Source organism: Pseudomonas sp. NBRC 111138 (assembly GCF_001320835.1).
In the GTDB taxonomy this organism is placed as follows: domain Bacteria; phylum Pseudomonadota; class Gammaproteobacteria; order Pseudomonadales; family Pseudomonadaceae; genus Aquipseudomonas; species Aquipseudomonas paracarnis.
Window position 1 is genome coordinate 43935 of sequence record NZ_BCBO01000130.1, and the last position, 25139, is coordinate 69073.

The 25139-nt window shown below is 60.6% G+C and carries 25 protein-coding genes, 4 tRNA genes and 1 riboswitch; of the genes, 18 read left to right on the forward strand and 11 right to left on the reverse strand.

Going from position 1 to position 25139, the window contains the following annotated elements; genetic code table 11:
• The 3 genes from APH41_RS22615 to APH41_RS22625 form a co-directional block, all read right to left on the reverse strand.
• Entirely contained in the window at positions 1 to 594 is a 594-nt protein-coding gene (locus tag APH41_RS22615) for an NAD(P)H-dependent oxidoreductase (protein WP_052199940.1), read from the reverse strand.
• Between the two features lie 139 nt (positions 595 to 733).
• Complete coding sequence (locus APH41_RS22620) at positions 734 to 1309, reverse strand: acyl-homoserine-lactone synthase (protein WP_034126215.1); 576 nt, start codon at positions 1307 to 1309, stop codon at positions 734 to 736.
• 159 nt (positions 1310 to 1468) lie between these two features.
• Positions 1469 to 2185, reverse strand: a complete 717-nt coding sequence (locus APH41_RS22625; RefSeq protein WP_054898586.1) for a LuxR family transcriptional regulator — start codon at positions 2183 to 2185, stop codon at positions 1469 to 1471.
• A 460-nt stretch (positions 2186 to 2645) separates the two neighbouring features.
• Between APH41_RS22625 and APH41_RS22630 the strand changes: the two genes are divergently transcribed.
• The gene (locus tag APH41_RS22630; RefSeq protein ID WP_034126216.1) at positions 2646 to 3209 is read left to right on the forward strand and encodes a nucleotidyltransferase family protein; all 564 of its coding nucleotides are present in this window, start codon (positions 2646 to 2648) and stop codon (positions 3207 to 3209) included.
• A gap of 105 nt (positions 3210 to 3314) precedes the next feature.
• Here APH41_RS22630 and chrA read toward each other — a convergent pair whose 3' ends face one another.
• Positions 3315 to 4508, reverse strand: a complete 1194-nt coding sequence (chrA, locus tag APH41_RS22635) for a chromate efflux transporter (protein WP_054898585.1) — start codon at positions 4506 to 4508, stop codon at positions 3315 to 3317.
• A 164-nt stretch (positions 4509 to 4672) separates the two neighbouring features.
• Between chrA and APH41_RS22640 the strand changes: the two genes are divergently transcribed.
• From APH41_RS22640 to APH41_RS22650, 3 genes are read left to right on the forward strand one after another with little or no spacing between them, the layout of a single operon-like run.
• Positions 4673 to 5113, forward strand: a complete 441-nt coding sequence (locus APH41_RS22640; RefSeq protein ID WP_054898584.1) for a TspO/MBR family protein — start codon at positions 4673 to 4675, stop codon at positions 5111 to 5113.
• Complete coding sequence (locus APH41_RS22645) at positions 5113 to 6042, forward strand: alpha/beta hydrolase (RefSeq protein WP_054921639.1); 930 nt, start codon at positions 5113 to 5115, stop codon at positions 6040 to 6042. Before APH41_RS22640 ends, APH41_RS22645 begins: the two co-directional genes overlap by 1 nt.
• Positions 6032 to 6523, forward strand: coding sequence for a GNAT family N-acetyltransferase (locus APH41_RS22650; protein ID WP_054921641.1), 492 nt, complete (start codon positions 6032 to 6034; stop codon positions 6521 to 6523). The genes APH41_RS22645 and APH41_RS22650 overlap by 11 nt, the downstream gene beginning before the upstream one ends.
• Positions 6524 to 6621: 98 nt before the next feature.
• On the opposite strand, the gene APH41_RS22655 is transcribed toward APH41_RS22650, so the two are convergent.
• The 4 genes from APH41_RS22655 to APH41_RS22670 all read right to left on the reverse strand — a co-directional run bounded on the left by APH41_RS22655 (position 6622) and on the right by APH41_RS22670 (position 10751).
• The gene (locus APH41_RS22655) at positions 6622 to 7386 is read right to left on the reverse strand and encodes an ABC transporter ATP-binding protein (protein ID WP_054921643.1); all 765 of its coding nucleotides are present in this window, start codon (positions 7384 to 7386) and stop codon (positions 6622 to 6624) included.
• Positions 7383 to 8387 (reverse strand): iron ABC transporter permease, encoded by a 1005-nt coding sequence (locus APH41_RS22660; RefSeq protein WP_054921644.1) that lies wholly within the window; start codon positions 8385 to 8387, stop codon positions 7383 to 7385. The genes APH41_RS22655 and APH41_RS22660 overlap by 4 nt, the downstream gene beginning before the upstream one ends.
• Entirely contained in the window at positions 8384 to 9394 is a 1011-nt protein-coding gene (locus APH41_RS22665) for an ABC transporter substrate-binding protein (protein WP_034126223.1), read from the reverse strand. The genes APH41_RS22660 and APH41_RS22665 overlap by 4 nt, the downstream gene beginning before the upstream one ends.
• Before the next feature lie 114 nt (positions 9395 to 9508).
• Positions 9509 to 9702: riboswitch (cobalamin riboswitch) on the reverse strand.
• Positions 9703 to 9821: 119 nt separating this feature from the next.
• Positions 9822 to 10751 (reverse strand): DNA/RNA non-specific endonuclease, encoded by a 930-nt coding sequence (locus tag APH41_RS22670; RefSeq protein ID WP_054921646.1) that lies wholly within the window; start codon positions 10749 to 10751, stop codon positions 9822 to 9824.
• 136 nt (positions 10752 to 10887) lie between these two features.
• Here APH41_RS22670 and APH41_RS22675 point away from each other — a divergent pair, with 136 nt between their 5' ends.
• A complete protein-coding gene (locus tag APH41_RS22675) occupies positions 10888 to 11949 on the forward strand; it encodes a M4 family metallopeptidase (RefSeq protein ID WP_054898578.1) in 1062 nt (353 codons plus the stop codon).
• Between the two features lie 29 nt (positions 11950 to 11978).
• Complete coding sequence (locus APH41_RS22680; protein WP_054921648.1) at positions 11979 to 12284, forward strand: protealysin inhibitor emfourin; 306 nt, start codon at positions 11979 to 11981, stop codon at positions 12282 to 12284.
• 18 nt (positions 12285 to 12302) lie between these two features.
• Here the strand turns inward: APH41_RS22680 and APH41_RS22685 are convergent, their stop codons facing one another.
• Positions 12303 to 13697 carry an aldehyde dehydrogenase family protein gene (locus tag APH41_RS22685; protein WP_054921650.1) on the reverse strand — a complete coding sequence of 465 codons (1395 nt, stop codon included), beginning with the start codon at positions 13695 to 13697 and terminating at the stop codon, positions 12303 to 12305.
• 237 nt (positions 13698 to 13934) lie between these two features.
• Here APH41_RS22685 and APH41_RS22690 point away from each other — a divergent pair, with 237 nt between their 5' ends.
• Positions 13935 to 14828 (forward strand): LysR family transcriptional regulator, encoded by an 894-nt coding sequence (locus APH41_RS22690; RefSeq protein ID WP_054898576.1) that lies wholly within the window; start codon positions 13935 to 13937, stop codon positions 14826 to 14828.
• A 77-nt stretch (positions 14829 to 14905) separates the two neighbouring features.
• Here APH41_RS22690 and APH41_RS22695 read toward each other — a convergent pair whose 3' ends face one another.
• Positions 14906 to 15115 (reverse strand): hypothetical protein, encoded by a 210-nt coding sequence (locus APH41_RS22695; protein WP_005789784.1) that lies wholly within the window; start codon positions 15113 to 15115, stop codon positions 14906 to 14908.
• A gap of 101 nt (positions 15116 to 15216) precedes the next feature.
• Positions 15217 to 16413 carry an amino acid aminotransferase gene (locus APH41_RS22700; protein ID WP_034116881.1) on the reverse strand — a complete coding sequence of 399 codons (1197 nt, stop codon included), beginning with the start codon at positions 16411 to 16413 and terminating at the stop codon, positions 15217 to 15219.
• Between the two features lie 343 nt (positions 16414 to 16756).
• Here APH41_RS22700 and uvrB point away from each other — a divergent pair, with 343 nt between their 5' ends.
• The 11 genes from uvrB to APH41_RS22755 all read left to right on the forward strand — a co-directional run.
• On the forward strand, positions 16757 to 18772 hold the full coding sequence (gene uvrB, locus APH41_RS22705; protein WP_003192575.1) for an excinuclease ABC subunit UvrB: 2016 nt from the start codon (positions 16757 to 16759) through the stop codon (positions 18770 to 18772).
• 186 nt (positions 18773 to 18958) lie between these two features.
• Complete coding sequence (gene gltX / locus APH41_RS22710) at positions 18959 to 20440, forward strand: glutamate--tRNA ligase (protein WP_054921652.1); 1482 nt, start codon at positions 18959 to 18961, stop codon at positions 20438 to 20440.
• Positions 20441 to 20587: 147 nt separating this feature from the next.
• A tRNA-Ala gene (locus APH41_RS22715) sits at positions 20588 to 20663 on the forward strand.
• Between the two features lie 79 nt (positions 20664 to 20742).
• A tRNA-Glu gene (locus APH41_RS22720) sits at positions 20743 to 20818 on the forward strand.
• Between the two features lie 50 nt (positions 20819 to 20868).
• Positions 20869 to 20944 (forward strand) — tRNA-Ala (locus APH41_RS22725).
• 81 nt (positions 20945 to 21025) lie between these two features.
• Positions 21026 to 21101, forward strand: a tRNA-Glu gene (locus tag APH41_RS22730).
• 184 nt (positions 21102 to 21285) lie between these two features.
• Positions 21286 to 21825 carry a TetR/AcrR family transcriptional regulator gene (locus APH41_RS22735; protein ID WP_054898574.1) on the forward strand — a complete coding sequence of 180 codons (540 nt, stop codon included), beginning with the start codon at positions 21286 to 21288 and terminating at the stop codon, positions 21823 to 21825.
• 15 nt (positions 21826 to 21840) lie between these two features.
• On the forward strand, positions 21841 to 22674 hold the full coding sequence (locus APH41_RS22740) for an alpha/beta hydrolase (RefSeq protein ID WP_054921654.1): 834 nt from the start codon (positions 21841 to 21843) through the stop codon (positions 22672 to 22674).
• A gap of 38 nt (positions 22675 to 22712) precedes the next feature.
• Entirely contained in the window at positions 22713 to 23147 is a 435-nt protein-coding gene (locus APH41_RS22745) for a thioesterase family protein (protein ID WP_054921656.1), read from the forward strand.
• A 55-nt stretch (positions 23148 to 23202) separates the two neighbouring features.
• Complete coding sequence (locus APH41_RS22750) at positions 23203 to 24168, forward strand: tRNA-dihydrouridine synthase (RefSeq protein ID WP_054898571.1); 966 nt, start codon at positions 23203 to 23205, stop codon at positions 24166 to 24168.
• 613 nt (positions 24169 to 24781) lie between these two features.
• The coding region (locus APH41_RS22755) for a hypothetical protein (protein WP_371262638.1) at positions 24782 to 25139 on the forward strand (358 nt) is incomplete at its 3' end.

The following is a 25139-nucleotide window of genomic DNA, read 5'->3' on the forward strand; positions in this document are numbered from 1 at the left end:
TTATTGCAGCAGCGCGATTTGTGCCTGCTCGGCCTGCAACAGCATGTTCTCGTAGAGTTGGTCGGCGCTGGCCTGGTCCTCAATCACTTGTGCGGCGACATTCCGAGCGGTGACGTCGATTGATTCGTCATCGATGAACACCGATTCGTAAATCCCGACTACAGGCAGGTAGATGCCTTTGACGTACGCCACCGTCTGCTGCAACGGCCTGAGCAATTCATCCAGGGTGTAACGGTTGAACCCGCCAGCGCGGTAGCCGGTGGAGGGCGCACCCACCGTGGTGATGATCATGAATTCCTTGTCTTTGAGCTTGTCGCCGCCGCGTGCGTAGGCATAGCCGGGGGTGAAGACTTCATCGATCCACTGTTTCATGATTGCCGGGCAGGAATACCAGTACAACGGAAACAGCAACACGATGCGGTCATGGGCATTGAGCAATGCCTGCTCTGCACCCATATCGAACCCGGTGGGCGTCACCGCGCTGGCCAGACTATGGACCTTGACGCCACGCTGGCTGATCTTGCCCATGATCGCGGTATTGACGCGGGAAACCGAAAGATCAGGATGGCCAGAAATGACAATGACTTTTTTCATGTAGATCGTGTGTCCCATTTATAGTCGGTTGGAATGCCGATGCAGCGTTATTTAAGAGCAGGCGCCTGAGGTTGTAACCTAACCTTTTGGGGAGTCGGCTCGGCCGACTTGCCCGCAGCGGCAGGCCATTTGCGCTGCTTCAGGCCACTTCTCGATCAGCCAGGCAGGGCGGCACACTGATCCAGTTGGCCATGATCTTGTGCCCGTCGATCACGGTCAGCTTGCCCTCGCAATGAGCGTCGAAACCCGCGTTGCGCAACAAGCGGGTAATTCCCGGCGGCGATACCGTGATCAATTGGCGAACCTTGTGGCAAGCGGCGACCTTGAGCACTTCATGCAGCAGCGCCACGGCGTTGGGCGATGACAGGGAGTGGCCCGTGAAGGTCTGTTGTTGCAGGTCGACGGCGGCAAACCGGGAAATTTCCCAGATGTGCGCAGAATGAGGGAGTGCCTGGCCACCCAGCACCTGGGGGAACACTTCCTTGAGCAGATAGGGCTTGTGCGTGGGCAGCAGCCGCGCCACACCGACGATGTGCGGGCCTTGACGGGCGATTACGTACACCGTGTCGTCGCGGTCAAATTGGTCCAGTTCCTCACCGACCGCACAGTCCAGATGCCACCCAAGTTTTTCGACAAATACGCGATAGCGATACAGCAACAGGGCCTGCCACAGTTCGGTCGGTAATGTCAGGCGCGTACCCGTGGTTATATACATGAGGAACCCTCGGCAAAAAAACGAGGGGCCATTCGGCAGAATAATCGAACACTTAGGTACTGCTCTTTTGGGCAGGTGTGTCGTGAGGGTGCGCGTATTATTGTTGTTGTTCACACTGAGCGGCATTAACGCATCAGGGGTGCGCCAATCAGGTATGTGTCAGACGAGCAAGCCCAGTGAAGTGGCGCGCACGACGGTAGCGGTGCAGTTATGCACGCCCAGTTTCGAGCCTGCATTGCGCAGGTGAAATTTGATGGTTTCCCGCGATAGCGAGAGGATCAAACCGATCTCGTGGGCGGTCTTGCCGTCGGCTGCCCACTTGAGCACTTCACATTCACGCTGCGACAGGGTTTTTTCCTGCGGTAACTGCCAGTGCGGCGTCAGCACGCGCAAGAACCCCTGATGAGCCACATGCACCAAAAACCGCATGTATTTTTGATTGGCGGCAAGCTCTTGGGCCGTAATAGGGTCATTGGAGCGCGCCAGTGTCAGCATGCCGCCGCTGCCGCGGCCGTCCAGGCAGGATTGCGCCCAACCATGGGCCAGCCCGGCGCCACGGGCTTCTTCCCACATCTGCGGGTTTTGCCGGGTCATTTGCTCGTCCCAGACAATCGGTATCGTCGATTTTGTGCAGTGCTGTACCGTCGGGTCCACGGCGATGTATTTGCAGTGGGCGTAGCGTTGTCGCCATGAAGGCAAAAAATTATTGCTCATCACGATTTTAGGGCGGGTGACGGGGATAGGGATTCGGATTCCATAGGCGCAATAGTCGAACCCCAGGTGTTTTGCCGTGCTGACGATCCGAGCCAACAATTCAGCTTCGGTTCGGGCATTGTCGATCGTGTCCAGCACATCATCCATCCACTTCACTGTCATTCTCCTTGAATTGACCTTTACGCTCTATCTGCGCCGAAAACGATGACGGCACTACGCCGGTGTCATCAACGGTGTGGGTTTAGATGCTCGGCGTTAAAGTTAGACACATTTATGCAGCGCTCTCGGCCTTCATACTTTTGGCGCGAAAAGGCGTTGCAGGTATTGCGATACGCACCTTTGGGAGCGTGCAAGGGGCGAACTCCATTTAGCCGGTGTCCTGATCAATTTCAGCGGGGGCAGCTGAGGTAGGGCGTGTAAGGGTAGTGCTGCGTAAAGTTGCTTTACAAGCAAGTGGGGGCATTCTTCATGTTGGTTTCATTTGTTCGGCTTCGCGCCGAGTTGTGCGCAGGGCGCGAGGTGATTTCGTCAAACTTCTGATTCGTTTCGGTGTTAAAAGCCCGCGCCTACAGAAGTGACATGTTGGGGTGGTATTGTTGCGCCAGATTATGGAGGACTGAACATGACATTGACGGTCGACACCCTGCTCGAATTGGCCATGGCCAACCCTATCAATGCGCAACTCACCGCGCGCTTGCCGGATCTGGGTGTGCAGCAGTGCATGCTCACGGCGGGCTGTTTGTTCCAGGCGGTGTGGAACCATCAGGCGAATCTGCCGGCGGCTCAGGGCGTGAAGGATTACGACGTTTTTTACTTTGACGAGGACCTGTCCTACGAGGCGGAAGACGCGGTAATTCGTGCGGCGCAGGGGCTGTTCCAAGACCTGGGGGTGAATGTGGAGGTCAGGAATCAGGCGCGGGTGCACCTTTGGTATGGTCAGCGGTTTGGCCGACCTTACCCGCAGTTGCATTCGGCTCGGCAGGGGGTTGACCGTTACCTGGTGGCGGGTACGTGCATTGCGCTGGATATCGCTTGCGGTGAGGTGTATGCGCCTTATGGATTGGAGGATGTGGAGCAAGGGGTGTTGCGTATCAACCCTTTGCATCCGGAGCCGGAGCTGTTTTTGCACAAGGCCCGGAGTTATCAGGCGCGTTGGCCATGGCTCAAGATAGTCGAGCCGGGCTGAGCCCCAATGCTGTAGGAGCGAGCTTGCTCGCGAAAATCGTTAACGATAACGCGTGCCTTCAGATTAAACGCGGCGCCTGTGAGTTTTTCGCGAGCAAGCTCGCTCCTACAGTAACGTGCCGAGTAGGCCGCAACTTATCACTACCAGCCATGGCGGCAGTTTCCACACCATCAGCGCGACCAGTGCTAGTAGCGCCAACGCCACGTCATACCCGTTGAAAATCGCGCTGGTCCACACCGGCTGGTACAGCGCCGCCAACAACAGGCCAACCACCGCCGCGTTCACCCCGACGAGCGCGGCCTGGGTGCGCGGGCTGCTGCGCAGGTTGGCCCAGAAGGGCAAGGCGCCGAAGATCAGCAGGAACGACGGGGCGAAGATCGCCAGCAGCGCGATCACTCCGCCAAGCCAACCGCTCGGGGCGTGGGTCATGGAGGCGCCGAGGAAGGCGGCGAAGGTGAACAGCGGGCCGGGCACGGCCTGGGTGGCGCCGTAACCGGCGAGGAAGACGTCATTGCTTACCCATTGTCTGGGCACCACTTCGGCTTGCAGCAACGGCAGCACCACGTGGCCGCCGCCGAATACCAGCGCACCGGTGCGGTAGAAGGCGTCCACCAGCGCCAGTGTGGGGTTGAGCGCCCATGTGGCGAGGAGTGGCAAACCCACCAGCAACAACAAAAACAGCATCAACCACAGGGCTCCGGCGCGGCGGCTGATGGCGATGGGCAGGGCGTCGGGCTCGGCACTGCTCTCGGGCTTGAACAACAGCAGGCCAGCCACGCCTGCGACCACCATGACCCCGACCTGAGCCCAGGCGGAGGGTTGCACCACCACCACGCAGGCGGCGATCAACATCAACGCCACCCGTAAAACGCCTCGGCACAGGTTGCGCGCCATGCCCCACACGGCCTGGGCCACCACGGCTACGGCGACCACCTTAAGGCCGTGCAGCGCGCCAGGGGGCAGGGCGCTGCCGTAGTGGGCCAGCCCCAGGGCAAACAGGATCAGGGCGATGGCCGACGGCAAGGTGAACCCGGCCCAGGCTGCCGCCGCGCCCCGGTAACCTGCGCGGGACAGGCCCAACGCGATACCGACCTGGCTGCTGGCCGGGCCTGGGAGGAACTGGCACAGCGCGACCAGTTCGGCATAGCTGCGCTCGCTGAGCCAGCGGCGGCGGGTGACGAACTCTTGGCGAAAATAACCCAGGTGCGCAATCGGCCCGCCGAAGGAGGTGAGGCCCAGGCGCAGGAAGATCAGGAACACTGACCAGGGGCGGCTGCGGTGATCGGCAAGCTGGGGCAAGGGGATGTCTCGGGCAACGGTGCTGGATGTTGCCGACCATAACCAATTTTCATGACGCGTAGAAGCGCGGGTATTTTGCCGCCCCCATTGAATTTATCCGCGGTTGTTCGAGTCACTTAAAAGCAGTGTACTGTTTTCCATCCACTGGACCTCAAGGACCGACCATGATCTTTTTCATCTTCCTGCTCGCCTGCGGCGCCGCCGCCAGCACTGGCGTGATCTTCAAACCCGGCGCCTGGTACGAATCCCTGGTCAAGCCCAGCTTCACCCCGCCTAATTGGCTGTTCCCGGTGGCATGGACGATCATCTACCTGCTGTTGGCCTGGGCCGGTTACCGCTTGACCCTGATCCCCGGCAGCGAAATGGTGTTGGCCCTGTGGGCGGCGCAGATTGCGTTGAATACCCTGTGGACGCCGGTGTTCTTTGGTGCCCATCGCTTGTTCGCCGGGATGGTGATTATCGTGCTCTTGTGGCTCACCGTGGCAGCGATGGTGGTGCTGGCCGTGCGTCTGGATTTGATCACCGGCCTGATCCTGTTCCCTTATCTGGCATGGCTGTGCGTGGCCGCGGCGTTGAACTTCTCGATCCTGCGTAATAATCGCTGATGGCCTACCAGCATTGGCCTGCCAGCGAGCCCGAACTGGCCCAGATGCGCCGCTTCAATCGCAAACTGGCGTGGATGCCGCGCTTCAAGGTCCGCAACCGCATGATGCCGCGTCTGATCCAGGCGCTGCTGCGTGCCAGTCAGACCTTCAAGAAGGCGCCGCTGGCGGAACGCAAAATGCTCGGGGCGATCCCCTTGCGCATCCTGCGGCCCGCTGGCCCGCCAAGAGGCGTGGTGCTGGATATCCACGGCGGTGGCTGGGTGATCGGTAATGCGCAAATGGATGACGACCTTAACCTTGGCATGGTCAACGCGTGCGATGTGGCGGTGGTGTCGGTGGATTATCGGCTGGCGGTGGATACGCCGATCGAAGGGCTGCTGGATGACTGCCTGACGGCTGCGCGCTGGCTGTTGGCGGACTGCCCGGAGTTTGCCGGCCTGCCGGTGTTTTTTGTCGGTGAGTCGGCCGGCGGGCACCTGGCGGCGGCCACTTTGTTGGCGCTCAAGCAATGGCCCGAGTTGCTCCAGCGGGTAAGCGGTGCGGTGTTGTATTACGGCGTCTACGATTTGACCGGCACCCCCAGCGTGCGCACGGCCGGGCCGGACACCTTGTTGCTGGACGGGCCGGGCATGGTTCAGGCGCTGCGCCTGCTGACGCCGGGGATCAGCGACGAGACGCGCCGACAGCCACCGTTGTCGCCCTTGTATGGGGATTTTGAGGGGCTGCCGCCAGCGTTGATGTTCGTGGGCGAACTGGACCCGCTCAAGGATGACACCCTGCTGATTGCCGAGCGATGGCCAACGGTGGAGGCTCATTTGCTGCCGGAAGCGGCCCATGGGTTTATTCACTTTCCGGTGGCGATGGCTGATCGCGTGTTGGCTTACGCTCGCCAGTGGATAACGGGCCGGATCCTTGGCGATGAGCGTTAGCATTGATGCGGTGCAGGCCGCTGACATTCCCCAGGTGCTGAGCTTTGCTTTGCAGGCGCGTGATGAACTGTTTCCCACGCTCAGTGCCACCGGTGTCCCCCACGATCTGGCGCAGTTTGAAGCCATCTACCTTGAGGGCGGCGGGCGGTTTTTGATTGCTCGTGCCGAAGGCCGGATCGTTGCCTCGGTGGCTTATCGGCCCTACGACGGCCGCTTCCCGCAGTTGAACTACCAGGGGCGCAAGACAGTGGAAGTGGTGCGCCTGTATGTGCTCACGGCTGTGCGACGCTTGGGCCTGGCGGGCCGGTTATACCGCTCGCTGCAAGCGCTGGCGCGGGCGGATGGCGTAGAGGTGATGTACCTGCACACCCATCCGTTTCTGCCCGGTGCGATTGATTTCTGGCAGCGGCAGGGGTTCGAGGTGGTGGATGCCGAGGCTGACCCGATCTGGCAGACAACCCATATGCACCAACTTCTGTAGGAGCGAGCTTGCTCGCGAAAAACGTCAACGATAACGCGTGTTTTCTGGATGAACGCGGCGCCTGGAAGTTTTTCGCGAGCAAGCTCGCTCCTACAGGTTCAGTTGGAGCGCAGGCGCAGGATTTGCGCGCCGTCGAACGGGTCCGTCAGGTAATGCCCCTGCACCCCGAATGTCTCCTGCAAGCGCTGTGGCGTCAGCACCTCTAGCGGCGCGCCCAGCGCCACCAGTTGCCCGCGATCCAGCACGGCCAGGCGATCACAGGTCAACGCCTGGTTCAGATCATGCAGCGCAATCAAGGTGGTCACGGGCAAGCCTTGCACGCCTTTGAGAATTGCCAGTTGATGCTGGATATCCAGGTGGTTGGTCGGCTCATCCAGCAACAAAATCTGTGGGCGTTGCGCCAGGGCGCGGGCGATGTGCACGCGCTGGCGTTCGCCACCCGAGAGGCTGCGCCAGGCGCGTTGGCTCAGGTGGGTGGCGTCTACGTCATGCAGGGCCTGGTGCACGATGGCATCGTCTTCACGCGACCACGGGCTCAATGCCGACAGCCACGGTGTGCGGCCCAGGGCCACGGCGTCGAACACGCGGATGGCGTCGTCGGTGTCGGCCTGTTGCTCCACCACCGCCAGCTTTTGCGCGATGGTGCGGCGCGACAATTCACCGAGCCGCTTGCCACCCAGGCGAACTTCGCCGCTGGCCGGCACACGTAATCCGGCCAGCAATTTGAGCAGGGTGGATTTGCCTGAACCATTGGGCCCGACGATACCGAGGGTTTCACCCAACTGCACGTCGAGGTCAATGTCACGCAGCAACTGCGCGTCACGCACTTTGAAGCCCAGGCCGCGGCAACTGAGTACGCTCATCGCGCATTCCTCCGGCCGATCAGGATCAGCGCAAACACTGGCGCGCCCACCAATGCGGTGACCACACCCACCGGAATCACCTGGCCCTTGATCAAGGTGCGCGACAGCACGTCCGCAGCGATCAAAAACAGCGCGCCCCCCAAGGCGCTGGCCGGCAGCAAGCGCGAATGCCCGGTGCCAAGCAACAGGCGCACCGCATGGGGAATCACCAAGCCGACAAACCCGATGGAGCCGACGATGGATACCATCACCGCCGTCACCAGCGCGGCGCAGGCCACCAGCACAAATTGCACGCGGCGCACCGGGATGCCGAGGGAGGCTGCCGAGTCGCTGCCGAAGGTGAACGCATCCAGTGCACGCCGGTGCCACAGGCACACCGCGAGCCCCACGACCGCCACCGGCACCGCCAACCACACCGACGGCCAGCGCACGCCGCTGAGGTTGCCCAGCAGCCAGAACATAATGCCGCGGGCTTGTTCGGAGCTGGCCGACTTGGTGATCAGGAAGGCCGTCAGGGCATTGAACAACTGTGAACCGGCGATGCCCGCGAGGATGATCTGCCCGGTACCGCTGGACGATCCGCTGGCCCGTGCGAGCAGCGTCACCAGCGCAAAGGCCGCCATCGCCCCCACAAACGCGCCCGCCGATAACGACACCAGGCCACCGCCCACGCCGATCAAGGCAACGAGCACCGCGCCGGTTGACGCGCCGGCGCTGATGCCCAGCAAGTACGGGTCGGCCAGCGGGTTACGCAGCAGCGATTGCAGGATCACGCCGCACGTTGCCAACCCTGCGCCGCAAGCTGCGGCCACCAATGCACGGGTGAGGCGGTAGTTCCATACCACGCCTTCGTCGATGGGGTCCAGTACGTAGCCGGCGCTCCAGAGTTTATTGGCGAGCACCTGCAGCACCACCTGCGGTTCTATGGCGGTTTCACCGATGGCGACGCCAGCGAGCAGGGCGAGCAGCAGCAACGCCAGGGCGAGTAGGGTGCGCATCATTGGCCCAGGTGGTAGCCGTCAATGGCGGCCGCCAGTTGTTCAAGGCCCTCGAAGGTGCGCAGGCTCGCCTGCAAGGCCAGAGCGTCGAGGATGATGATGCGGTTGTTCTTCACCGCGTCCATGTTGCGGGTCACGGGGTCGCTGCGCAGGAAGGCGAGTTTCTTTTCATGGTCGTCGGCCGGGTAGCGACGGCGATCCATGCGTGCGATCACCAGGAAGGTGGGATTGGCCTTGGCGATGGTTTCCCAGCCGACGGCAGGCCACTCCTCATCGGACTGCACCACGTTACGCAAGCCAAGGGTTTGCAGCATGAATTGCGGCACGCCTTTGTGGCCGGCTACGTAAGGGTCGCTGGCCATTTCGGCGCTGGAAAACCACACCAGTGCGCTGGCTTGCTGCAAGCCCTTGCCCTGGGCCGTGGCGACGGACTTGGCCAGGCGCGCCTTGAGTTCGTCGGTCAGTTGTTGGCCGCGATCCTGCACGTCGAAAATCTGCGCCAGTTGCTGGAGGCTCTGGTAGATCGTCTCGATGCGAAAGGGCTCCAATCGCGTGCCGTCGGCGCCGACCAGGTTGTCCTTGCCTTCGCAATCGGACGGCAACAGGTAGGTGGGGATCTTCAGTTCATGAAACTGCTCACGGGTACCGACCACGCCTTGGGGGCCCACCACCCATTCCAGCTCGGCGGCCACCAGTTGCGGGCGCTTGGCGAGTACGGCTTCGAAGCTGGGCTCGTTGTTGGCCAGGCGCTCGATGTGATCGTCCTGGGCCTTGTACTGCGCCGCCACGTTGTTGAACCACAGCGAAGTGCCGACCACCTTGTCGCCCACGCCCAGGGCATACAGCATCTCGGTGGCGGCCTGGCCGATGGTAACGCTGCGGGCGGGGGCGTGCTGGAAGGTCAGGGTGCTGCCGCAGTTTTGCAGGGTCAGCGGGTACTGAGTGGGCGCGGCTTGCGCCAGGGCACACATACCCAAGCCTGCGATCAGGGCGGTAACGCGTGGCAGCATGAGGCGATCTCCTTGTGAACCGTAGGTGCAGCAGGGGAGGTACGGCTCGGAAATACGCCCATGGAGGCTGCTGATGCGCAGGGCCAGGATGTCCTTCCCGGACACCCCGCCGGTTAGTGAGTTAGCTGGGCCGGCAGGTCTCCTGACTGATGCGTCGTCGCCATGCCCCGCCTTCCCGGACGTGGTCCAGTGGCATTCAAGGGCAGGCTCGGCATCTACAGTTGCGGGGGCAGTTTCGGTTCACGTCGCGTGCGGCGTTTCGAATTCCCTGTTAGTCCCATACGGGAACCGGCGGCGGTATGGTAAGCGATCACCCCCTGTAGGAGCGAGCTTGCTCGCGAAGGTCGCTAACGATAACGCGGGGAGCCTGATGCGCCGCGGCGTTCTCAGGTGCTTCGCGAGCAAGCTCGCTCCTACAAAAGAAGCGTCAGAGCCGAATATCCTGGGGGCCGCGGATCAGCGCTTCGATCCGGGTGCCTGTGGCGCGCTCTTCGTTGCTGAAGCCGTCGTAGTCGGCCAGGTTGGCGAAGCGGATGCCGGTCAGTTGTTCGATCGCAATCACACTGCGCTGGTAGGTTCGAAGCGGGCCGAATACCAGGTCGAGTTGGCCCAGCTCGCGGCTCTGGTCAATCATGTAGGCGCTGGCGGACGGCTTGCCCTCGTCGCTGAGGTAGGCCACTACTTTCCAGAACGCCTTGGGGATTTTTACGCCACGGTACAGTCGGTCGTCATCGGCGAACACTGGTCCGGTAAATACCGTGGCGCGAGCTTTCCAGCGCTGGGTGTTGTCGAGAATGTAGTCTTCGAGCTCCAGCCAGGTCTTCTGGTTGAAGCCGCTCATCTGTGGCGAGCAGTTGGTGAAGTGAAAGGTGTCGAAGTTGGCGGTGTTGGCCTCATCGCCCCAGTTGGGGTCCTGGCGCCGCACCAGGTGGCCGCGGTCCAGGCCATTGCCGGCATAAAGGTCTTCACCTACCTGCGCATCCAGGGGCAGGCGACCATCGTAGGCCCAGGTGTCGTTGCTGCGCGTGATGTCCACATGCTTGGCGCCATCGATATTCACCCCCACGTACAGCGCCAGTCGTCGAGCGCGCGACATTGTGATGGAGAAGTGCGTGTAGTCCAGGCGCTTGGGTTGCACATCGCCCGCCAGTGGCTGGTCAACCGTGGGCCATGGCACCACGAAGTCGCTGAGGAAGTCGTCGGCATAGCCAGCGCGGTTTTTGAGGTCCTTGGCCGCGGTGACGCGCGGCGTCGCGGCTCTGGCTTCCAGCAGGGTGGGGCTGGCCGCGACCAATGGGCGCAGGTCGGCAAGCCTTGGGCGGTGGGAAAGGTCGATGTTGGCTGCGCGGGCGGGCATGGGCATGTTCCTTATGGGCCTGGGATAAACACCACTGAAACACAAAACCATGACAATTTGGCCCAGGTGGCTAACTCAGGACTATCCTGAAAACCGTTACCCGGACGTTCATCACACGCCAAAAAGGAGCCAGCTCATGTGTGTTCGCCAACCGCGCAACCCGATTTTTTGCCTGATCCCGCCGTACATGCTCGACCAGATCGCCCGCCACGGCGACAAAGCCCAACGGGAAGTCGCATTACGCACGCGTGCCAAGGACAGCACGTTCCGCTCGTTGCGCATGGTCGCGGTACCCGCCAAGGGCCCGGCCCGCATGGCACTGGCCGTGGGCGCCGAGAAGCAACGCTCGATCTACAGCGCCGAAAACACCGACAGCCTGCCCGGCAAGCTGATTCGCGGTGAAGGGCAGCCCGCCAGTGGCGATGCCGCAGTAGACGAAGCCTATGACGGCCTGGGCGCCACCTTCGATTTTTTTGACCAGGTATTCGACCGCAACTCTATCGACGATGCGGGCATGGCGCTGGACGCCACGGTGCACTTCGGCCAGGACTACAACAATGCCTTCTGGAATTCGACCCAGATGGTGTTCGGCGATGGTGACCAGCAGTTGTTCAACCGCTTCACCGTGGCACTCGACGTTATTGGACATGAGTTGGCCCATGGCGTGACCGAGGATGAGGCCAAGCTGATGTACTTCAACCAGTCCGGTGCGCTGAACGAGTCGTTGTCGGATGTGTTTGGCTCGTTGATCAAGCAGTACGCGCTGAAGCAAACGGCCGAGGACGCCGACTGGTTGATCGGCAAGGGGCTGTTTACCAAAAAGATCAAGGGCACGGCGCTGCGCTCGATGAAGGCGCCAGGCACTGCGTTTGATGACAAGCTGCTGGGCAAAGACCCACAGCCTGGGCACATGGATGATTTTGTGCAAACTTACGAGGACAATGGCGGGGTGCATATCAATTCCGGCATCCCCAACCACGCGTTCTATCAGGTGGCCACCCGGATTGGCGGGTTCGCCTGGGAGCGTGCCGGGCGTATCTGGTATGACGCACTGCGCGATTCGCGGCTGCGACCCAATTCCGGGTTTTTGCGTTTTGCGCGCATCACCCATGATATTGCCGGCCAGCTTTATGGTGTGAACAAAGCTGAGCACAAGGCAGTCAAGGAAGGCTGGAAAGCGGTGGGTATCAACGTTTGACGAAGCCGCCTGTGCGGCGAGGAACAGCCATGCGAATTTCAATCAAGGAAAGCGGCGGACCAGCGTTTTTTCCGGGGTTGGCCAAGCCGCGTACGGTGGAGTTGGATACGTTGCCCGAGCCCGACCAGCAGGAGTTGCGGCAACTGATTGAAGCATCCGAGTTTTTCAAGTTGCCGCAAAGCACCGATCCCGAGCCTGGCAACCCAGGTCGAGTGCATTACACTCTGACAGTAGCGGAGGGCGAGCGCGAGCACACAGTCTGTGTACTCGCGCCGGTGAATCCCCCGGCACTGGACGGTTTGGTGCAGTGCGTGCGACGGCATATTAATTGTTGAAGCGCCAATGCTGGCAGGCTACTTACGATCCAGCCATACCGTCTGCGCATTGCAGAACTCGCGTACGCCGAAGTGCGACAGCTCGCGGCCGAACCCGCTTTTCTTCACGCCGCCAAATGCCACCCGCGGGTCCGACACGCTGAACGCGTTGACAAAGACCCCGCCGGTTTCCAACTGATCGGCAATCGCCCGCGCCTTTGCGGAATCGGCCGTGAAGATGCTCGCGGTCAGGCCAAACTCGCTGTCATTGGCCAGCGCCACGGCGTGCTCGGCGTCGCGGGCGGTGATGATCGAGGCCACGGGGCCGAACAGTTCCTGTTTGAACGACGTCATGTGGTCGGTGACGTCGGCCAGGATGGTCGGTTCATAGTAATTGCCCGCGCCCGCGACTTTATGGCCGCCCAGCAGCAGCGTGGCGCCTTCTTCCAGGGTCGCCTGGACCTGGCCGTGCAGTTCGTCACGCAGATCAAAGCGCGCCATGGGGCCGATATAGGTGGCGTCCGCGGTGGGCTCGCCCATCACCAGGGCGCGGCTGGCTTCAAGGAATTTGGCGGTGAAGGCTTCAACCACGCCCGCTTCGATGATCAAGCGCTTGGCGGCGGCGCAGACCTGGCCGCTGTTCTGGAAGCGGCCGATGACCGCGGCTTGCACGGCGGCGTCGAGGTCGGCGTCGTTGAGCACGATAAACGGGTCGGAGCCACCCAGTTCCAGCACGCATTTCTTCAATGCGGCCCCGGCCTGTGAGCCGATGGCGATGCCTGCGCGCACGCTGCCGGTGAGGGTCACAGCGGCGATGCGTGGGTCGGCGATGGCAGCGGACACGCCCTCCTGGGTGACGTTGATCACTTCGAACACGCCTTCAGCGAAACCGGCTTTACGCAGCGCTTGCTGGATCAGATAGGCGCTGCCCATCACGTTTGGCGCGTGTTTGAGCACATAGGTGTTGCCGGCGAGCAGGGTCGGCACCGCGCCGCGCAGCACTTGCCACACCGGGAAATTCCACGGCATTACCGCGAGGATCGGGCCCAGTGGGCGGTATTCGATCCGGGCGCTGCCGTTGTCCACCAGGGTGGGCTCCGGGGCGAGCATGGCCGGCCCGTGGGCGGCGTACCATTCGCTCAGTTGCGCGCATTTTTCGATTTCGGCCCGGGCCTGGGCGATGGGTTTGCCCATTTCCAGGGTGATCATTTGCGCCATGTCTTCAGCTTGCTCACGCAGGGCGGCAGCCAGGGCCAGCAGGTATTCGGCGCGCTGGCTCACAGGCGTGCGGCGCCAGGTGCGGAAGGCATCGGTCGAGCGGGCGAGGGCGGCGTTCAGTTGTTCTGCGCTTTCGTAGGGGTAGCTGCCGACTGTTTCGCCGTTGGCGGGGTTGATCGACAGGGCGTGGGTCTGGTGGGAGATAACATTGTTCATGGCACCGTCCGGCTGAATGAGTGGAATAGGGCCAGCGTACGGTGTTGTATGTTTTCTGGAAACTGAATAATAATAAGTAATATGTTCTCAATTCGAGAATGTTAGATCGTCCCCACGCTCTGCGTGGGAATGCATCCCATGACGCTCCGCGTCGCGCCAACGATCGGACGCGGAGCGTCCGAGGCAGCGTTCCCACGCAGAGCGTGGGAACGATCATGTGCATGATTGGAGAATGATTTGGATCTGGTGCAGCTGGAAATCTTCAAGGCCGTTGCCGAGCAAGGCAGCATCAGCGCTGCCGCCCAGTTGATTCATCGGGTGCCGTCGAACCTCACCACGCGCATCAAGCAACTGGAGCAGGATTTGGGCGTGGAGTTGTTTATCCGCGAGAAGAGCCGCTTGCGGTTGTCCCCGGCCGGGTGGAATTTCCTCGGCTATACGCGGCGTATTCTCGATCTGGTGCAGGAAGCTCGCGCCACGGTGGCGGGGGAGGAGCCCCAGGGCGCGTTTGCCTTGGGTTCGCTGGAAAGCACGGCGGCGGTGCGTATCCCGGCATTATTGGCGGCGTATAACCAGCAATACACCAAGGTCGAGCTGGACCTGAGCACGGGCCCCTCGGGCACCATGATCGAAGGCGTGCTGTCGGGTCGGTTGACGGCGGCCTTTGTCGACGGGCCGGTGCTGCATTCCACGCTGGAGGGTGTGGCGGTGTTCGAGGAAGAGATGGTGGTGATTGCGCCGCTGCATCACGCGCCGATCACCCGCGGCCAGGATGTGAATGGCGAGAACATCTATACGTTTCGTTCCAACTGTTCGTACCGGCATCACTTCGAACGCTGGTTCTCACAGGATGGCGCGGTGCCCGGCAGGATCTTCGAGATCGAGTCGTACCACGGCATGTTGGCCTGTGTCAGCGCCGGGGCCGGGCTGGCGCTGATGCCGCGCAGTATGCTGGAGAGTATGCCGGGGTGTGCGGCGGTGAGCGTGTGGCCGCTGCCCGACACGTTCCGTATCTTGAATACCTGGCTGATCTGGCGGCGGGGCACGGTGTCGCAGAGTTTGAACAGCTTTGTAAAACTGCTGGAAGAACGCGGGTTTTGTAGGAGCGAGCTTGCTCGCGAAGACCGTTAACGATAACGCGGGCATTCTGGATGAACGCGGTGTCTTTGGGTTTTTCGCGAGCAAGCTCGCTCCTACAGGAGAGCGGGTCAGCCACCAAATTGCAGGGTGCCCATGGCCAGTTTGGCCATGATTGCCGTGGCGCCCAGTTGTACCAGCCATAACGCCAACCCACCGAGGAATACTCCCAGCGCTACCTGCAGCACCAAGCTCTTCTGGCGCTTGGCTTGCGGTGCGCGTGGGGCGTAGTCGTGCAGTTCGTCGCGGTCGGCGCGCAGATCCAGGTCGTCGTTTCTCATAAAGCTCTCACAGCAAGGGGGCAGTCGGTGTTCAGTCTAGTGCGTTCGCCAATAAAAAGGGGGAAGCCATTGGCTTCCCCCTTCGTATAACGTGTGCTCTCTTACAGCACCTGGACAATCGCCTTGGTCACTGCACCAATGTTCGACTGGTTCAGCGCCGCCACGCAGATGCGACCGGTATCCAGCGCATAGATGCCGAATTCGGTGCGCAGGCGGGTGACTTGCTCAACGGTCAGGCCGGAGTAGGAGAACATCCCACGCTGGCGGCCGACGAAGCTGAAGTCATGGCCTGGAGCAGCCTTGGCCAGTTCGGCCACCATCTGCTCGCGCATGCCACGGATGCGCAGGCGCATCTCGGCCAGTTCGGCTTCCCACTGGGCGCGCAGTTCCGGGTTGTTGAGTACGGCGGCGACGATGGCTGCGCCGTGGGTCGGCGGGTTGGAGTAGTTGGTGCGGATCACACGCTTGACCTGAGACAGGATGCGCGCGCTTTCTTCCTTGGACTCGCTGACGATCGACAGCGCGCCTACGCGTTCGCCATACAGCGAGAACGACTTGGAGAACGAGCTGGATACAAAGAAGGTCAGGCCCGACTCAGCGAACAGGCGCACCGCGGCGGCGTCTTCGTGGATGCCATCGCCGAAGCCCTGGTAGGCCATGTCGAGGAACGGCACCAGGTTCTTGGCCTTGACCACGTCCAGCACGTTTTGCCAGTCGGCCGGGCTGAGGTCGACGCCGGTCGGGTTATGGCAGCAAGCGTGCAGCACCACGATGGACTGTGGCGGCAGGGCGTTGAGGTCTTCGAGCAGGCCGGCACGGTTCACGTCGTGGGTGGCGGCGTCGTAGTAGCGGTAGGTCTGCACCGGGAAACCGGCTTTTTCAAACAGCGCCTGGTGGTTTTCCCAGCTTGGGTCGCTGATGGCGACGACGGCGTTGGGCAGCAGTTGCTTGAGGAAGTCGGCGCCGATTTTCAGCGCGCCAGTGCCGCCCACGGCCTGGGCGGTAATCACACGGCCTGCGCTCAACAGTGGCGACTCAGCGCCAAACAGCAGCTTTTGCACGGCCTGGTCGTAGGCCACGATGCCGTCGATTGGCAAGTAGCCTCGGGCGGCATGTTGCGCCACGCGAATGGCTTCCGCTTCGGCAACGGCACGCAAGAGTGGAATTTTCCCCTCCTCGTTGCAGTAAACGCCCACGCCAAGGTTCACCTTGGTGGTTCGTGTATCGGCGTTGAATGCTTCGTTGAGGCCCAGGATTGGATCGCGTGGTGCCATTTCGACAGCGGAGAACAGGCTCATTTTTGCGGCAGCTCTATGGGGGAAGGGAGGGACGTGTCGCGCTCCAGCCGAATGCACTAGAGCGGTGCACAAACGGGGAGCTAGTATAGAGGCCATCACGGCTGAGAGCGACAACGGAAACGGCTTTTCGGCCATGTTTTTCGGTTTATTTGCTGACCGTTAGTCTTATTGCAACATTGGCGAGAAAGGTCGTGTAGGACGACGGCCTTGAAACCCGTCACATTCGACACCACTTCTACAGCTATCATGGTTTTTTCCTGCAACCTGCGATGACTAATCGCGGGTTGCTGAGCTATTTCGTCCCTGGCGGTGTCGAGTCTGGGGTGACTTCACGAGGTACGTTATGTCGGATTTCCAGCTCGTTACCCGTTTTGAACCCGCCGGCGATCAACCGGAAGCCATTCGTCAGATGGTCGAAGGCATCGAGGCCGGCCTGGCGCACCAGACGCTGCTTGGGGTGACCGGTTCTGGCAAGACCTTCAGCATCGCCAATGTGATCGCCCAGACCAACCGCCCGACCCTGGTGCTGGCGCCAAACAAAACCCTGGCGGCGCAGCTCTACGGCGAGTTCAAGGCGTTCTTCCCCAACAACGCGGTGGAGTACTTCGTTTCCTACTACGACTACTACCAGCCCGAAGCCTATGTGCCATCCTCCGATACCTTCATCGAGAAGGATGCGTCGATCAACGACCACATCGAGCAGATGCGGCTGTCGGCCACCAAGGCACTGCTGGAGCGCAAAGACGCGATCATCGTCACCACGGTGTCGTGCATCTACGGCTTGGGCAGCCCGGAAACCTATTTGAAGATGGTGCTGCACGTCGACCGTGGCGACAAACTCGACCAGCGCGAACTGTTGCGCCGCCTGGCGAGCCTGCAGTACACCCGCAACGACATGGACTTCGCCCGCGCCACCTTCCGGGTGCGCGGCGATGTGATCGACATCTACCCGGCCGAATCCGACCTGGAAGCGATCCGCATCGAGCTGTTCGATGATGAAGTTGAAAGCCTGTCGGCCTTCGATCCGTTGACCGGCGAGGTGATCCGCAAGCTGCCGCGCTTTACCTTCTACCCGAAAAGCCACTACGTGACCCCACGCGAAACCTTGATGGGCGCCATCGAGGGCATCAAGGTCGAGCTGGCCGAGCGCCTGGAATACCTGCGTTCCAACAATAAGCTGGTGGAAGCCCAGCGCCTGGAGCAGCGCACTCGCTTCGACCTGGAGATGATCCTGGAACTGGGTTACTGCAACGGCATCGAAAACTACTCGCGTTACCTGTCGGGCCGTGACTCCGGGGCGCCGCCACCGACGCTCTATGACTACCTGCCGCCGGACGCCTTGCTGGTGATCGACGAATCCCACGTCAGCGTGCCGCAGGTGGGGGCCATGTATAAGGGTGACCGCTCACGTAAGGAAACCCTGGTGGAGTACGGCTTCCGCCTGCCGTCGGCGCTGGACAACCGGCCAATGCGCTTTGACGAGTGGGAAGCCATCAGCCCGCAGACCATCTTCGTCTCCGCTACGCCCGGCAACTATGAAGCCGAGCACGCGGGCCGCGTCATCGAGCAACTGGTACGTCCCACTGGCCTGGTGGACCCGGAAATCGAAATTCGCCCGGCGCTGACCCAGGTCGACGACTTGCTCTCTGAAATCAACAAGCGCGTGGCCCTGGAAGAGCGGGTGCTGGTCACCACCCTGACCAAGCGCATGTCCGAAGACTTGACTGATTACCTGGCCGACCACGGCGTGCGCGTGCGTTACCTGCACTCGGACATCGACACCGTGGAACGCGTGGAAATCATCCGCGACCTGCGCCTGGGCACTTTCGATGTGCTGGTGGGGATCAACCTGCTGCGTGAAGGCCTGGACATGCCGGAAGTGTCGCTGGTGGCGATCCTGGATGCGGACAAGGAGGGCTTCCTGCGCTCCGAACGCTCGCTGATCCAGACCATCGGCCGAGCGGCGCGTAACCTCAATGGGCGGGCGATCTTGTATGCGGACCGCATCACCGGTTCCATGGAGCGTGCGATTGGCGAGACCCAGCGTCGTCGCGACAAGCAGATCGCGTTCAACCTGGAACACGGCATTACCCCCAAAGGTGTGTTCAAGGACGTTGCCGACATCATGGAAGGCGCCACCGTCCCCGGCTCGCGCAGCAAGAAGCGCAAGGGCATGGCCAAGGCCGCCGAGGAGAGCGCCAAGTACGAGAACGAACTGCGCTCACCGAGTGAGATCACCAAGCGGATTCGACAGCTGGAAGAGAAGATGTACCAGTTGGCACGGGATCTGGAGTTTGAAGCGGCGGCGCAGACGCGTGATGAGATTGGCAAGTTGCGTGAGCGCCTGCTGGCTGTTTGATTTGCGTTGATTGGGCTGGCCCCATCGCGTGTAAGCCCGGCTCCCAAATTGATCTGTGAACGCGGTCAAAATGTGGGAGCTGGCTTGCCTGCGATGGCCGCGCCTCGGTTTTCCAGATATCCCCCAGGCTGTTACCATTCGCCCCTTGTTTCAATTTTCAGTTTTATCGCCCATTCGAGACCTGCCATGACCACCGTCCGCACGCGCATTGCGCCATCGCCTACTGGGGATCCCCACGTCGGTACTGCTTACATCGCCCTGTTCAACTACTGCTTTGCCAAGCAGCATGGTGGTGAATTCATCCTGCGGATCGAAGATACCGATCAACTGCGTTCCACCCGTGAGTCGGAACAGCAGATTTTCGATGCCTTGCGCTGGTTGGGCATTACCTGGGCTGAAGGCCCGGATGTCGGCGGCCCGCATGGCCCGTATCGCCAGAGCGAGCGCAGCGACATCTACAAGCAATACACCCAGCAATTGGTTGACATGGGCCATGCCTTCCCGTGCTTCTGCACCGCCGAAGAACTGGACCAGATGCGCGCCGAGCAGCAGGCCCGTGGCGAGACCCCGCGTTACGATGGTCGTGCGTTGCTGTTGTCCAAGGAAGAAGTGGCTGCGCGCCTGGCCGCCGGTGAGCCTCACGTCATTCGTATGAAAGTGCCAAGCGAAGGCGTTTGCGTGGTACCGGACATGCTGCGCGGTGACGTCGAGATCCCGTGGGACCGCATGGACATGCAGGTGCTGATGAAGACCGACGGCTTGCCGACGTACTTCCTGGCGAACGTGGTCGATGACCACCTGATGGGCATCACCCATGTGCTGCGCGGCGAAGAGTGGCTGCCATCGGCGCCGAAACTGATCCTGCTCTACGAATACTTCGGCTGGGAGCAACCGCAGCTGTGCTACATGCCGCTGCTGCGTAACCCGGACAAAAGCAAGCTGTCCAAGCGCAAGAACCCCACGTCGGTGACGTTCTACGAGCGCATGGGCTTTATGCCTGAGGCGATGCTCAACTACCTGGGCCGCATGGGCTGGTCGATGCCGGACGAGCGCGAGAAGTTCTCGTTGCAGGAAATGGTCGACAACTTCGACCTGTCCCGTGTTTCCCTCGGCGGGCCGATCTTCGATATCGAGAAGCTGTCGTGGCTCAACGGCCAGTGGCTGCGTGACCTGCCGGTGCAAGAGTTCGCCAGCCGTGTGCAGCAGTGGGCGTTGAACCCCGAGTACATGATGAAGATCGCGCCACTGGTGCAGGGCAGGGTAGAGACGTTCAGCCAGGTCGCGCCCTTGGCCAGTTTCTTCTTTGCTGGCGGCGTGAATCCCGATCCCAAGCTGTTCGAGTCCAAGAAGCTCTCAAGTGACCAGGTTCGCCAGCTGATGCAGTTGATCCTGTGGAAGCTTGAAAGCCTGCGTCAGTGGGAGAAGGATGCGATTACCGCGACCATCCAGGCGGTGGTGGAATCCCTGGAGCTTAAACTGCGCGATGCCATGCCGCTGATGTTTGCCGCCATCACCGGGCAGGCCAGTTCGGTGTCGGTGCTCGATGCGATGGAAATTCTCGGCCCGGACCTGACCCGTTTCCGTCTGCGCCAAGCCCTTGATTTGCTTGGTGGTGTGTCGAAGAAAGAAAACAAGGAATGGGAAAAGCTGCTGGGCGCTATCGCCTAAGCAGGCCGCTTAGGGCACGAAACCCCGGTTTTCCGGGGTTTCGTCGGTAAGTGATTGTTATCCCGGCAAAAAATTTTGGAAATTGTTGAAAATAAATTTGACACGTTTCCAAACCACCATTAAGATTCGCCCCGTCCTCACCGATGAGGGGCTATAGCTCAGCTGGGAGAGCGCTTGCATGGCATGCAAGAGGTCAACGGTTCGATCCCGTTTAGCTCCACCAATTTACAGGTTCAAGGTTCCGGCCACACCGTCCTTGAATTGATCAGGTCTCAGCTCTGATCAGATGTACAGAAGGTTTTGTCCCCTTCGTCTAGTGGCCTAGGACACCGCCCTTTCACGGCGGTAACAGGGGTTCGAGTCCCCTAGGGGACGCCAGTTTCAACAAGCAGCTCGAAAGGTCTGCTGCGTCGCGAGACGAAAAATCCGGGGCTATAGCTCAGCTGGGAGAGCGCTTGCATGGCATGCAAGAGGTCAACGGTTCGATCCCGTTTAGCTCCACCAATTTTACAGGTTCAAGGTTCCGGCCACACCGTCCTTGGATCGATCAGTTCTCAGCGCTGATCTGTTGTATAGAAGGTTTGTGTCCCCTTCGTCTAGTGGCCTAGGACACCGCCCTTTCACGGCGGTAACAGGGGTTCGAGTCCCCTAGGGGACGCCACGATTACCCGCTCTGCGGGATTTTTAAGGGTCATTCAATTATTGAATGGCCCTTTTGTTTGTCTGGCGTTTAGCCAGTTCCCTCCTTTATTACCCATTTTTCTGTTCTGACCGGCGGTCGTGCTTATCGCTTGCCAAATATTATTATGGTAATAATATTCAACCCATGAAAGACGGAGGCTTCGATGAGCGATAAAAAAGCGCAAACCCGCGAACGTATTTTGCAGGCTGCCAGCGCGGCGTTGATCCAGCGTGGCCCGGCTGAGCCCAGTGTGGGCGAAGTGATGGGGGCGGCGGGGCTGACGGTCGGCGGCTTCTATGCGCACTTTGAAAGCAAGGATGCGCTGATGCTGGAAGCGTTCAGCCAGTTGCTGGCGCAGCGTCGCGCCTCCATCGATGACTTGGACGAACAACTGACCGGCGAAGAGCGCCGCACGTTGGTCGCCGCGTTTTATCTGTCGCGCAAGCACCGCGACTCCACGACCCAGGCCTGCCCGTTGCCCGCGACGGTGGGGGAGATGGGCCGCTTGCCGGACGCTTTTCGCGAGGTTTTGAACGAGCACGTCGAGTTGATGGCCGCGCAATTGGCCGGCAGCCCCGAAGACATCGACAAGGCCCTGGCGGACATGGCCTTGATGGTAGGGGGGCTGACCCTGGCGCGGGCACTCGGGCCCGGCGAGTTATCAGATCGGGTTATACGTGCGGCCAAGTCGGCGGTACGCTGAAAAAGGGGATGCAAGATGGGCGCATTGACCTGGGTTCGTGGTTTCAATGGCACGGTGGGGCGCCTTGCGCCGCATGCTGTCGCCAGCAAGATGCGTCGCACCTTCATGACCCCGCGCGATCTGCCGCCGCGTGACTGGGAGTTGCCGCTGTTGGCCCAGTCGGAGCGCATCACTCTGCGTTTCGGCCTGTCGGCATTGCGTTGGGGGCATGGCCCGGCGGTGCTGCTGATGCATGGCTGGGAAGGCCGCCCGACTCAATTCGCCAGTTTGATCACGGCGTTGGTCGACAACGGCTATTCGGTGATAGCCCTGGACGGTCCCGCCCACGGTCGTTCGCCAGGGCGTGAAGCCCATGTGCTGCTGTTTGCCCGCGCCATGCTTGAGGCGGCGGCCGAGCTGCCACCGCTGTATGCGGTGGTCGGCCATTCCATGGGCGGCGCCAGTGCGATGTTGGCGGTGCAGTTGGGGTTGCGTACGCAGGCATTGGTCAGCATTGCCGCACCGTCGCGCTTTCTGGATGTGCTACGCGGGTTCACCCGCATGGTCGGCTTGCCGCCACGGGCGCGCTCAGCCTTTATCCAAGAGGTGGAGTTGAGCATGGGCATGCCGCTCAAGCATCTGGACGTGGCCCACTACCAACTGAACATTCCCGGCCTGATCGTGCACGCCGAAGACGACACCTTCGTTCCGGTCAGGGCGGCTCAAGCCATTCACGAAGCCTGGTTCGACAGCCGCCTGCTGCGCCTGGAGCAGGGTGGCCACCAGAAAGTGCTCGCCGACCCGCAGGTCATCGACGCTGTACTCGCCCTATTGGCCGGCTGCCGTCTACAGGAGCGCCAAAGCGCCTGATACACTGCCCCGCCGACATCAATCGACTGGAGCAAGGCATGGGCTGGGATTTGGCAACGCCGTTCATCATCGATCTGCAGGTTACGGCTGAGGACATCGACGGCCTGGGGCACGCCAATAATGCGGTGTACGTCTCATGGCTGGAGCGTTGCGCCTGGCGCCATTCCCAGCGCCTGGGGCTGGACCTCACCGAATACCGCCGCCTGGACCGCGCCATGGCCGTGGTGCGCCATGAGATCGACTACCTGGCGGCAGGCTATGAGGGCGATGAGTTACAACTGGCCACCTGGATCGTCGATTGGGACCAACGCCTGAAAATGACCCGTCGTTTCCAGCTTGTGCGCCCCCGTGACGGCGCGACCCTGCTGCGTGCGCAAACAACCTTCGTATGTATTGAGTTGTCCAGCGGCAAGCCCAAGCGTATGCCCGCCGAGTTTATTGAAGGTTACGGCCCCGCCCTGACAGGGGGTTAACGGTTGCCGCAGGAAACCCAGTAAACTGCGCCACGATTTTTGTTGAGTGTTTTCCATGCAAATTGCTTTGGCGCCCATGGAGGGGTTGGTCGACAACATCCTGCGGGACGTGTTGACCCACGTGGGCGGTATCGACTGGTGCGTGACCGAGTTCATTCGGGTCAACGACCGCCTGCTCACACCTGCCTATTTCCACAAGCTCGCCCCGGAACTGCTGCACGGTGCGCACACCGCTGCGGGCGTGCCGTTGCGTGTGCAATTGCTGGGCTCCGACCCGGTTTGCCTGGCGGAGAACGCCGCCTTGGCCTGCGAGCTGGGTTCGCAAGTCATCGACCTGAACTTCGGCTGCCCAGCCAAGACCGTCAACAAGTCCCGCGGCGGTGCGGTGCTGCTCAAGGAGCCGGAGCTGCTCAACCAGATCGTCGAACATGTGCGCCGTGCCGTACCTGCCCATATCCCGGTGACCGCCAAGATGCGTCTGGGCTTCGACAGCCCGGATGGCGCGTTGGTGTGTGCAACGGCCCTGGCAGAAGGTGGTGCGGCGCATATCGTGGTACATGCGCGTACCAAAACCGATGGCTATAAGCCCCCCGCCCATTGGGAGTGGATCCCGCGTGTGCAAGACGTGGTGAAGGTGCCAGTGTTTGCCAATGGTGATATATGGAGTGTTGAAGATTGGCGGCGGTGCCGGGAAATCAGCGGCGTAGAAGACATCATGTTGGGACGCGGCTTGGTCGCGCGGCCTGACCTGGCCCGGCAAATCGCTGCTGCGCGCGCTGGCGAAGAAGTAGTGGAGATGACCTGGGCGCAGATGCAACCCATGCTCCACGAGTTCTGGCGTCAATCGGTAGCCCAGTTGACTGAAAAGCAGGCGCCGGGCCGTTTGAAGCAATGGCTGGCGATGTTGACGCGTAATTACCCGGAGGCGGTCGAACTGTTTACGGCCCTGCGTCGTGAAACCGCATTGGAACAGGTTAGCCGCTTGCTTGGCATGCCTCACCCACAACCGGCAACGTTATGAGTTGTAACGCTTCAATGTCCGTTGATGGTGGGTGCAACATTATTTGAGTCGGCGTCCTGTTTCAAAAAATGCCCCATATTGAGAGATATGGGGCATTTTTTTGTTTGTTGGGATTATCTATGGCTGAACTTGACGCCGTTTATAGAGCGTTCGCAGTTTGTTCTCACATAGCTTGAATGTTGCTCGGTAATAAACAGGCACGTTATAGGTTTTTTGAATTCAAAAGTTTCTCTGTGTAAGTTTATTTATAAATATATGTCTTCGGTTGCGTGGTTCTGGTTGTGTCTTATATGTTCGCGCGAAATATCAAAGTGGGTGGTTACGCGGCGTTTTGAATTGTATCGACAAGTTGCGTTTCAGGTGAGTTATTAATCTGTATTTCTGCCACGCACACGTTCGGGGGCGGCAAATCGAGGTGTTCTTTAAAAAGCACGAGGCAAAGTCTGAAAATTTGGTTTGGTTTCTTTATATGACGCGCGATTTTAGGAACTGGTCAGCGTTAACTCCCACAAATTAGCAGCTGTCAGGCAGTGCTGTTGCTTGCAGCTCATTAAGGCTATTGCTTCCCTGGCCATTTAACGGAGTCAGGTGGCGCCGATTAAGGAGTTTATGAATGTCTCTATCTGTCAATAATTCGCCCTTTGTCAAAGTTGATACATCACCTCTGAGCGGGCAGTTGCCGACCCCGTTGAAAGTCGACATGCAACCTAAACCTCCGACGAGCCATTTCAACCTCAACCCCGCATCTGCACGCAATGAAAACAGTGAGGTCATGGTGAGTGCGACGGCGCTCACCAGAGTATTTGACATGCTTGAGCAGTTCTTCAAATCCATGCGGGAGATGCTTTTGGGGAAAAGTGTTACGCCTGATCTGGAGGCAAAAGACCAGCCCGTGAAGCCAGCTACAACTGATCAAGCGGTGAAGCTGAATGCAAAAGACCAGCCGGTGAAACCAGGTACGACTGATCAGT

Coding starts and splice junctions, on each gene's coding strand:
- APH41_RS22615 (WP_052199940.1), bottom strand. CDS start 594: ATGAAAAAAGTCATTGTCATTTCTGGCCATCCTGATCTTTCGGTTTCC.
- APH41_RS22620 (WP_034126215.1), bottom strand. CDS start 1,309: ATGTATATAACCACGGGTACGCGCCTGACATTACCGACCGAACTGTGG.
- APH41_RS22625 (WP_054898586.1), bottom strand. CDS start 2,185: ATGACAGTGAAGTGGATGGATGATGTGCTGGACACGATCGACAATGCC.
- APH41_RS22630 (WP_034126216.1), top strand. CDS start 2,646: ATGACATTGACGGTCGACACCCTGCTCGAATTGGCCATGGCCAACCCT.
- APH41_RS22640 (WP_054898584.1), top strand. CDS start 4,673: ATGATCTTTTTCATCTTCCTGCTCGCCTGCGGCGCCGCCGCCAGCACT.
- APH41_RS22645 (WP_054921639.1), top strand. CDS start 5,113: ATGGCCTACCAGCATTGGCCTGCCAGCGAGCCCGAACTGGCCCAGATG.
- APH41_RS22650 (WP_054921641.1), top strand. CDS start 6,032: ATGAGCGTTAGCATTGATGCGGTGCAGGCCGCTGACATTCCCCAGGTG.
- APH41_RS22655 (WP_054921643.1), bottom strand. CDS start 7,386: ATGAGCGTACTCAGTTGCCGCGGCCTGGGCTTCAAAGTGCGTGACGCG.
- APH41_RS22660 (WP_054921644.1), bottom strand. CDS start 8,387: ATGATGCGCACCCTACTCGCCCTGGCGTTGCTGCTGCTCGCCCTGCTC.
- APH41_RS22665 (WP_034126223.1), bottom strand. CDS start 9,394: ATGCTGCCACGCGTTACCGCCCTGATCGCAGGCTTGGGTATGTGTGCC.
- APH41_RS22670 (WP_054921646.1), bottom strand. CDS start 10,751: ATGCCCGCCCGCGCAGCCAACATCGACCTTTCCCACCGCCCAAGGCTT.
- APH41_RS22675 (WP_054898578.1), top strand. CDS start 10,888: ATGTGTGTTCGCCAACCGCGCAACCCGATTTTTTGCCTGATCCCGCCG.
- APH41_RS22680 (WP_054921648.1), top strand. CDS start 11,979: ATGCGAATTTCAATCAAGGAAAGCGGCGGACCAGCGTTTTTTCCGGGG.
- APH41_RS22685 (WP_054921650.1), bottom strand. CDS start 13,697: ATGAACAATGTTATCTCCCACCAGACCCACGCCCTGTCGATCAACCCC.
- APH41_RS22695 (WP_005789784.1), bottom strand. CDS start 15,115: ATGAGAAACGACGACCTGGATCTGCGCGCCGACCGCGACGAACTGCAC.
- APH41_RS22700 (WP_034116881.1), bottom strand. CDS start 16,413: ATGAGCCTGTTCTCCGCTGTCGAAATGGCACCACGCGATCCAATCCTG.
- uvrB (WP_003192575.1), top strand. CDS start 16,757: ATGTCGGATTTCCAGCTCGTTACCCGTTTTGAACCCGCCGGCGATCAA.
- gltX (WP_054921652.1), top strand. CDS start 18,959: ATGACCACCGTCCGCACGCGCATTGCGCCATCGCCTACTGGGGATCCC.
- APH41_RS22735 (WP_054898574.1), top strand. CDS start 21,286: ATGAGCGATAAAAAAGCGCAAACCCGCGAACGTATTTTGCAGGCTGCC.
- APH41_RS22740 (WP_054921654.1), top strand. CDS start 21,841: ATGGGCGCATTGACCTGGGTTCGTGGTTTCAATGGCACGGTGGGGCGC.
- APH41_RS22745 (WP_054921656.1), top strand. CDS start 22,713: ATGGGCTGGGATTTGGCAACGCCGTTCATCATCGATCTGCAGGTTACG.
- APH41_RS22750 (WP_054898571.1), top strand. CDS start 23,203: ATGCAAATTGCTTTGGCGCCCATGGAGGGGTTGGTCGACAACATCCTG.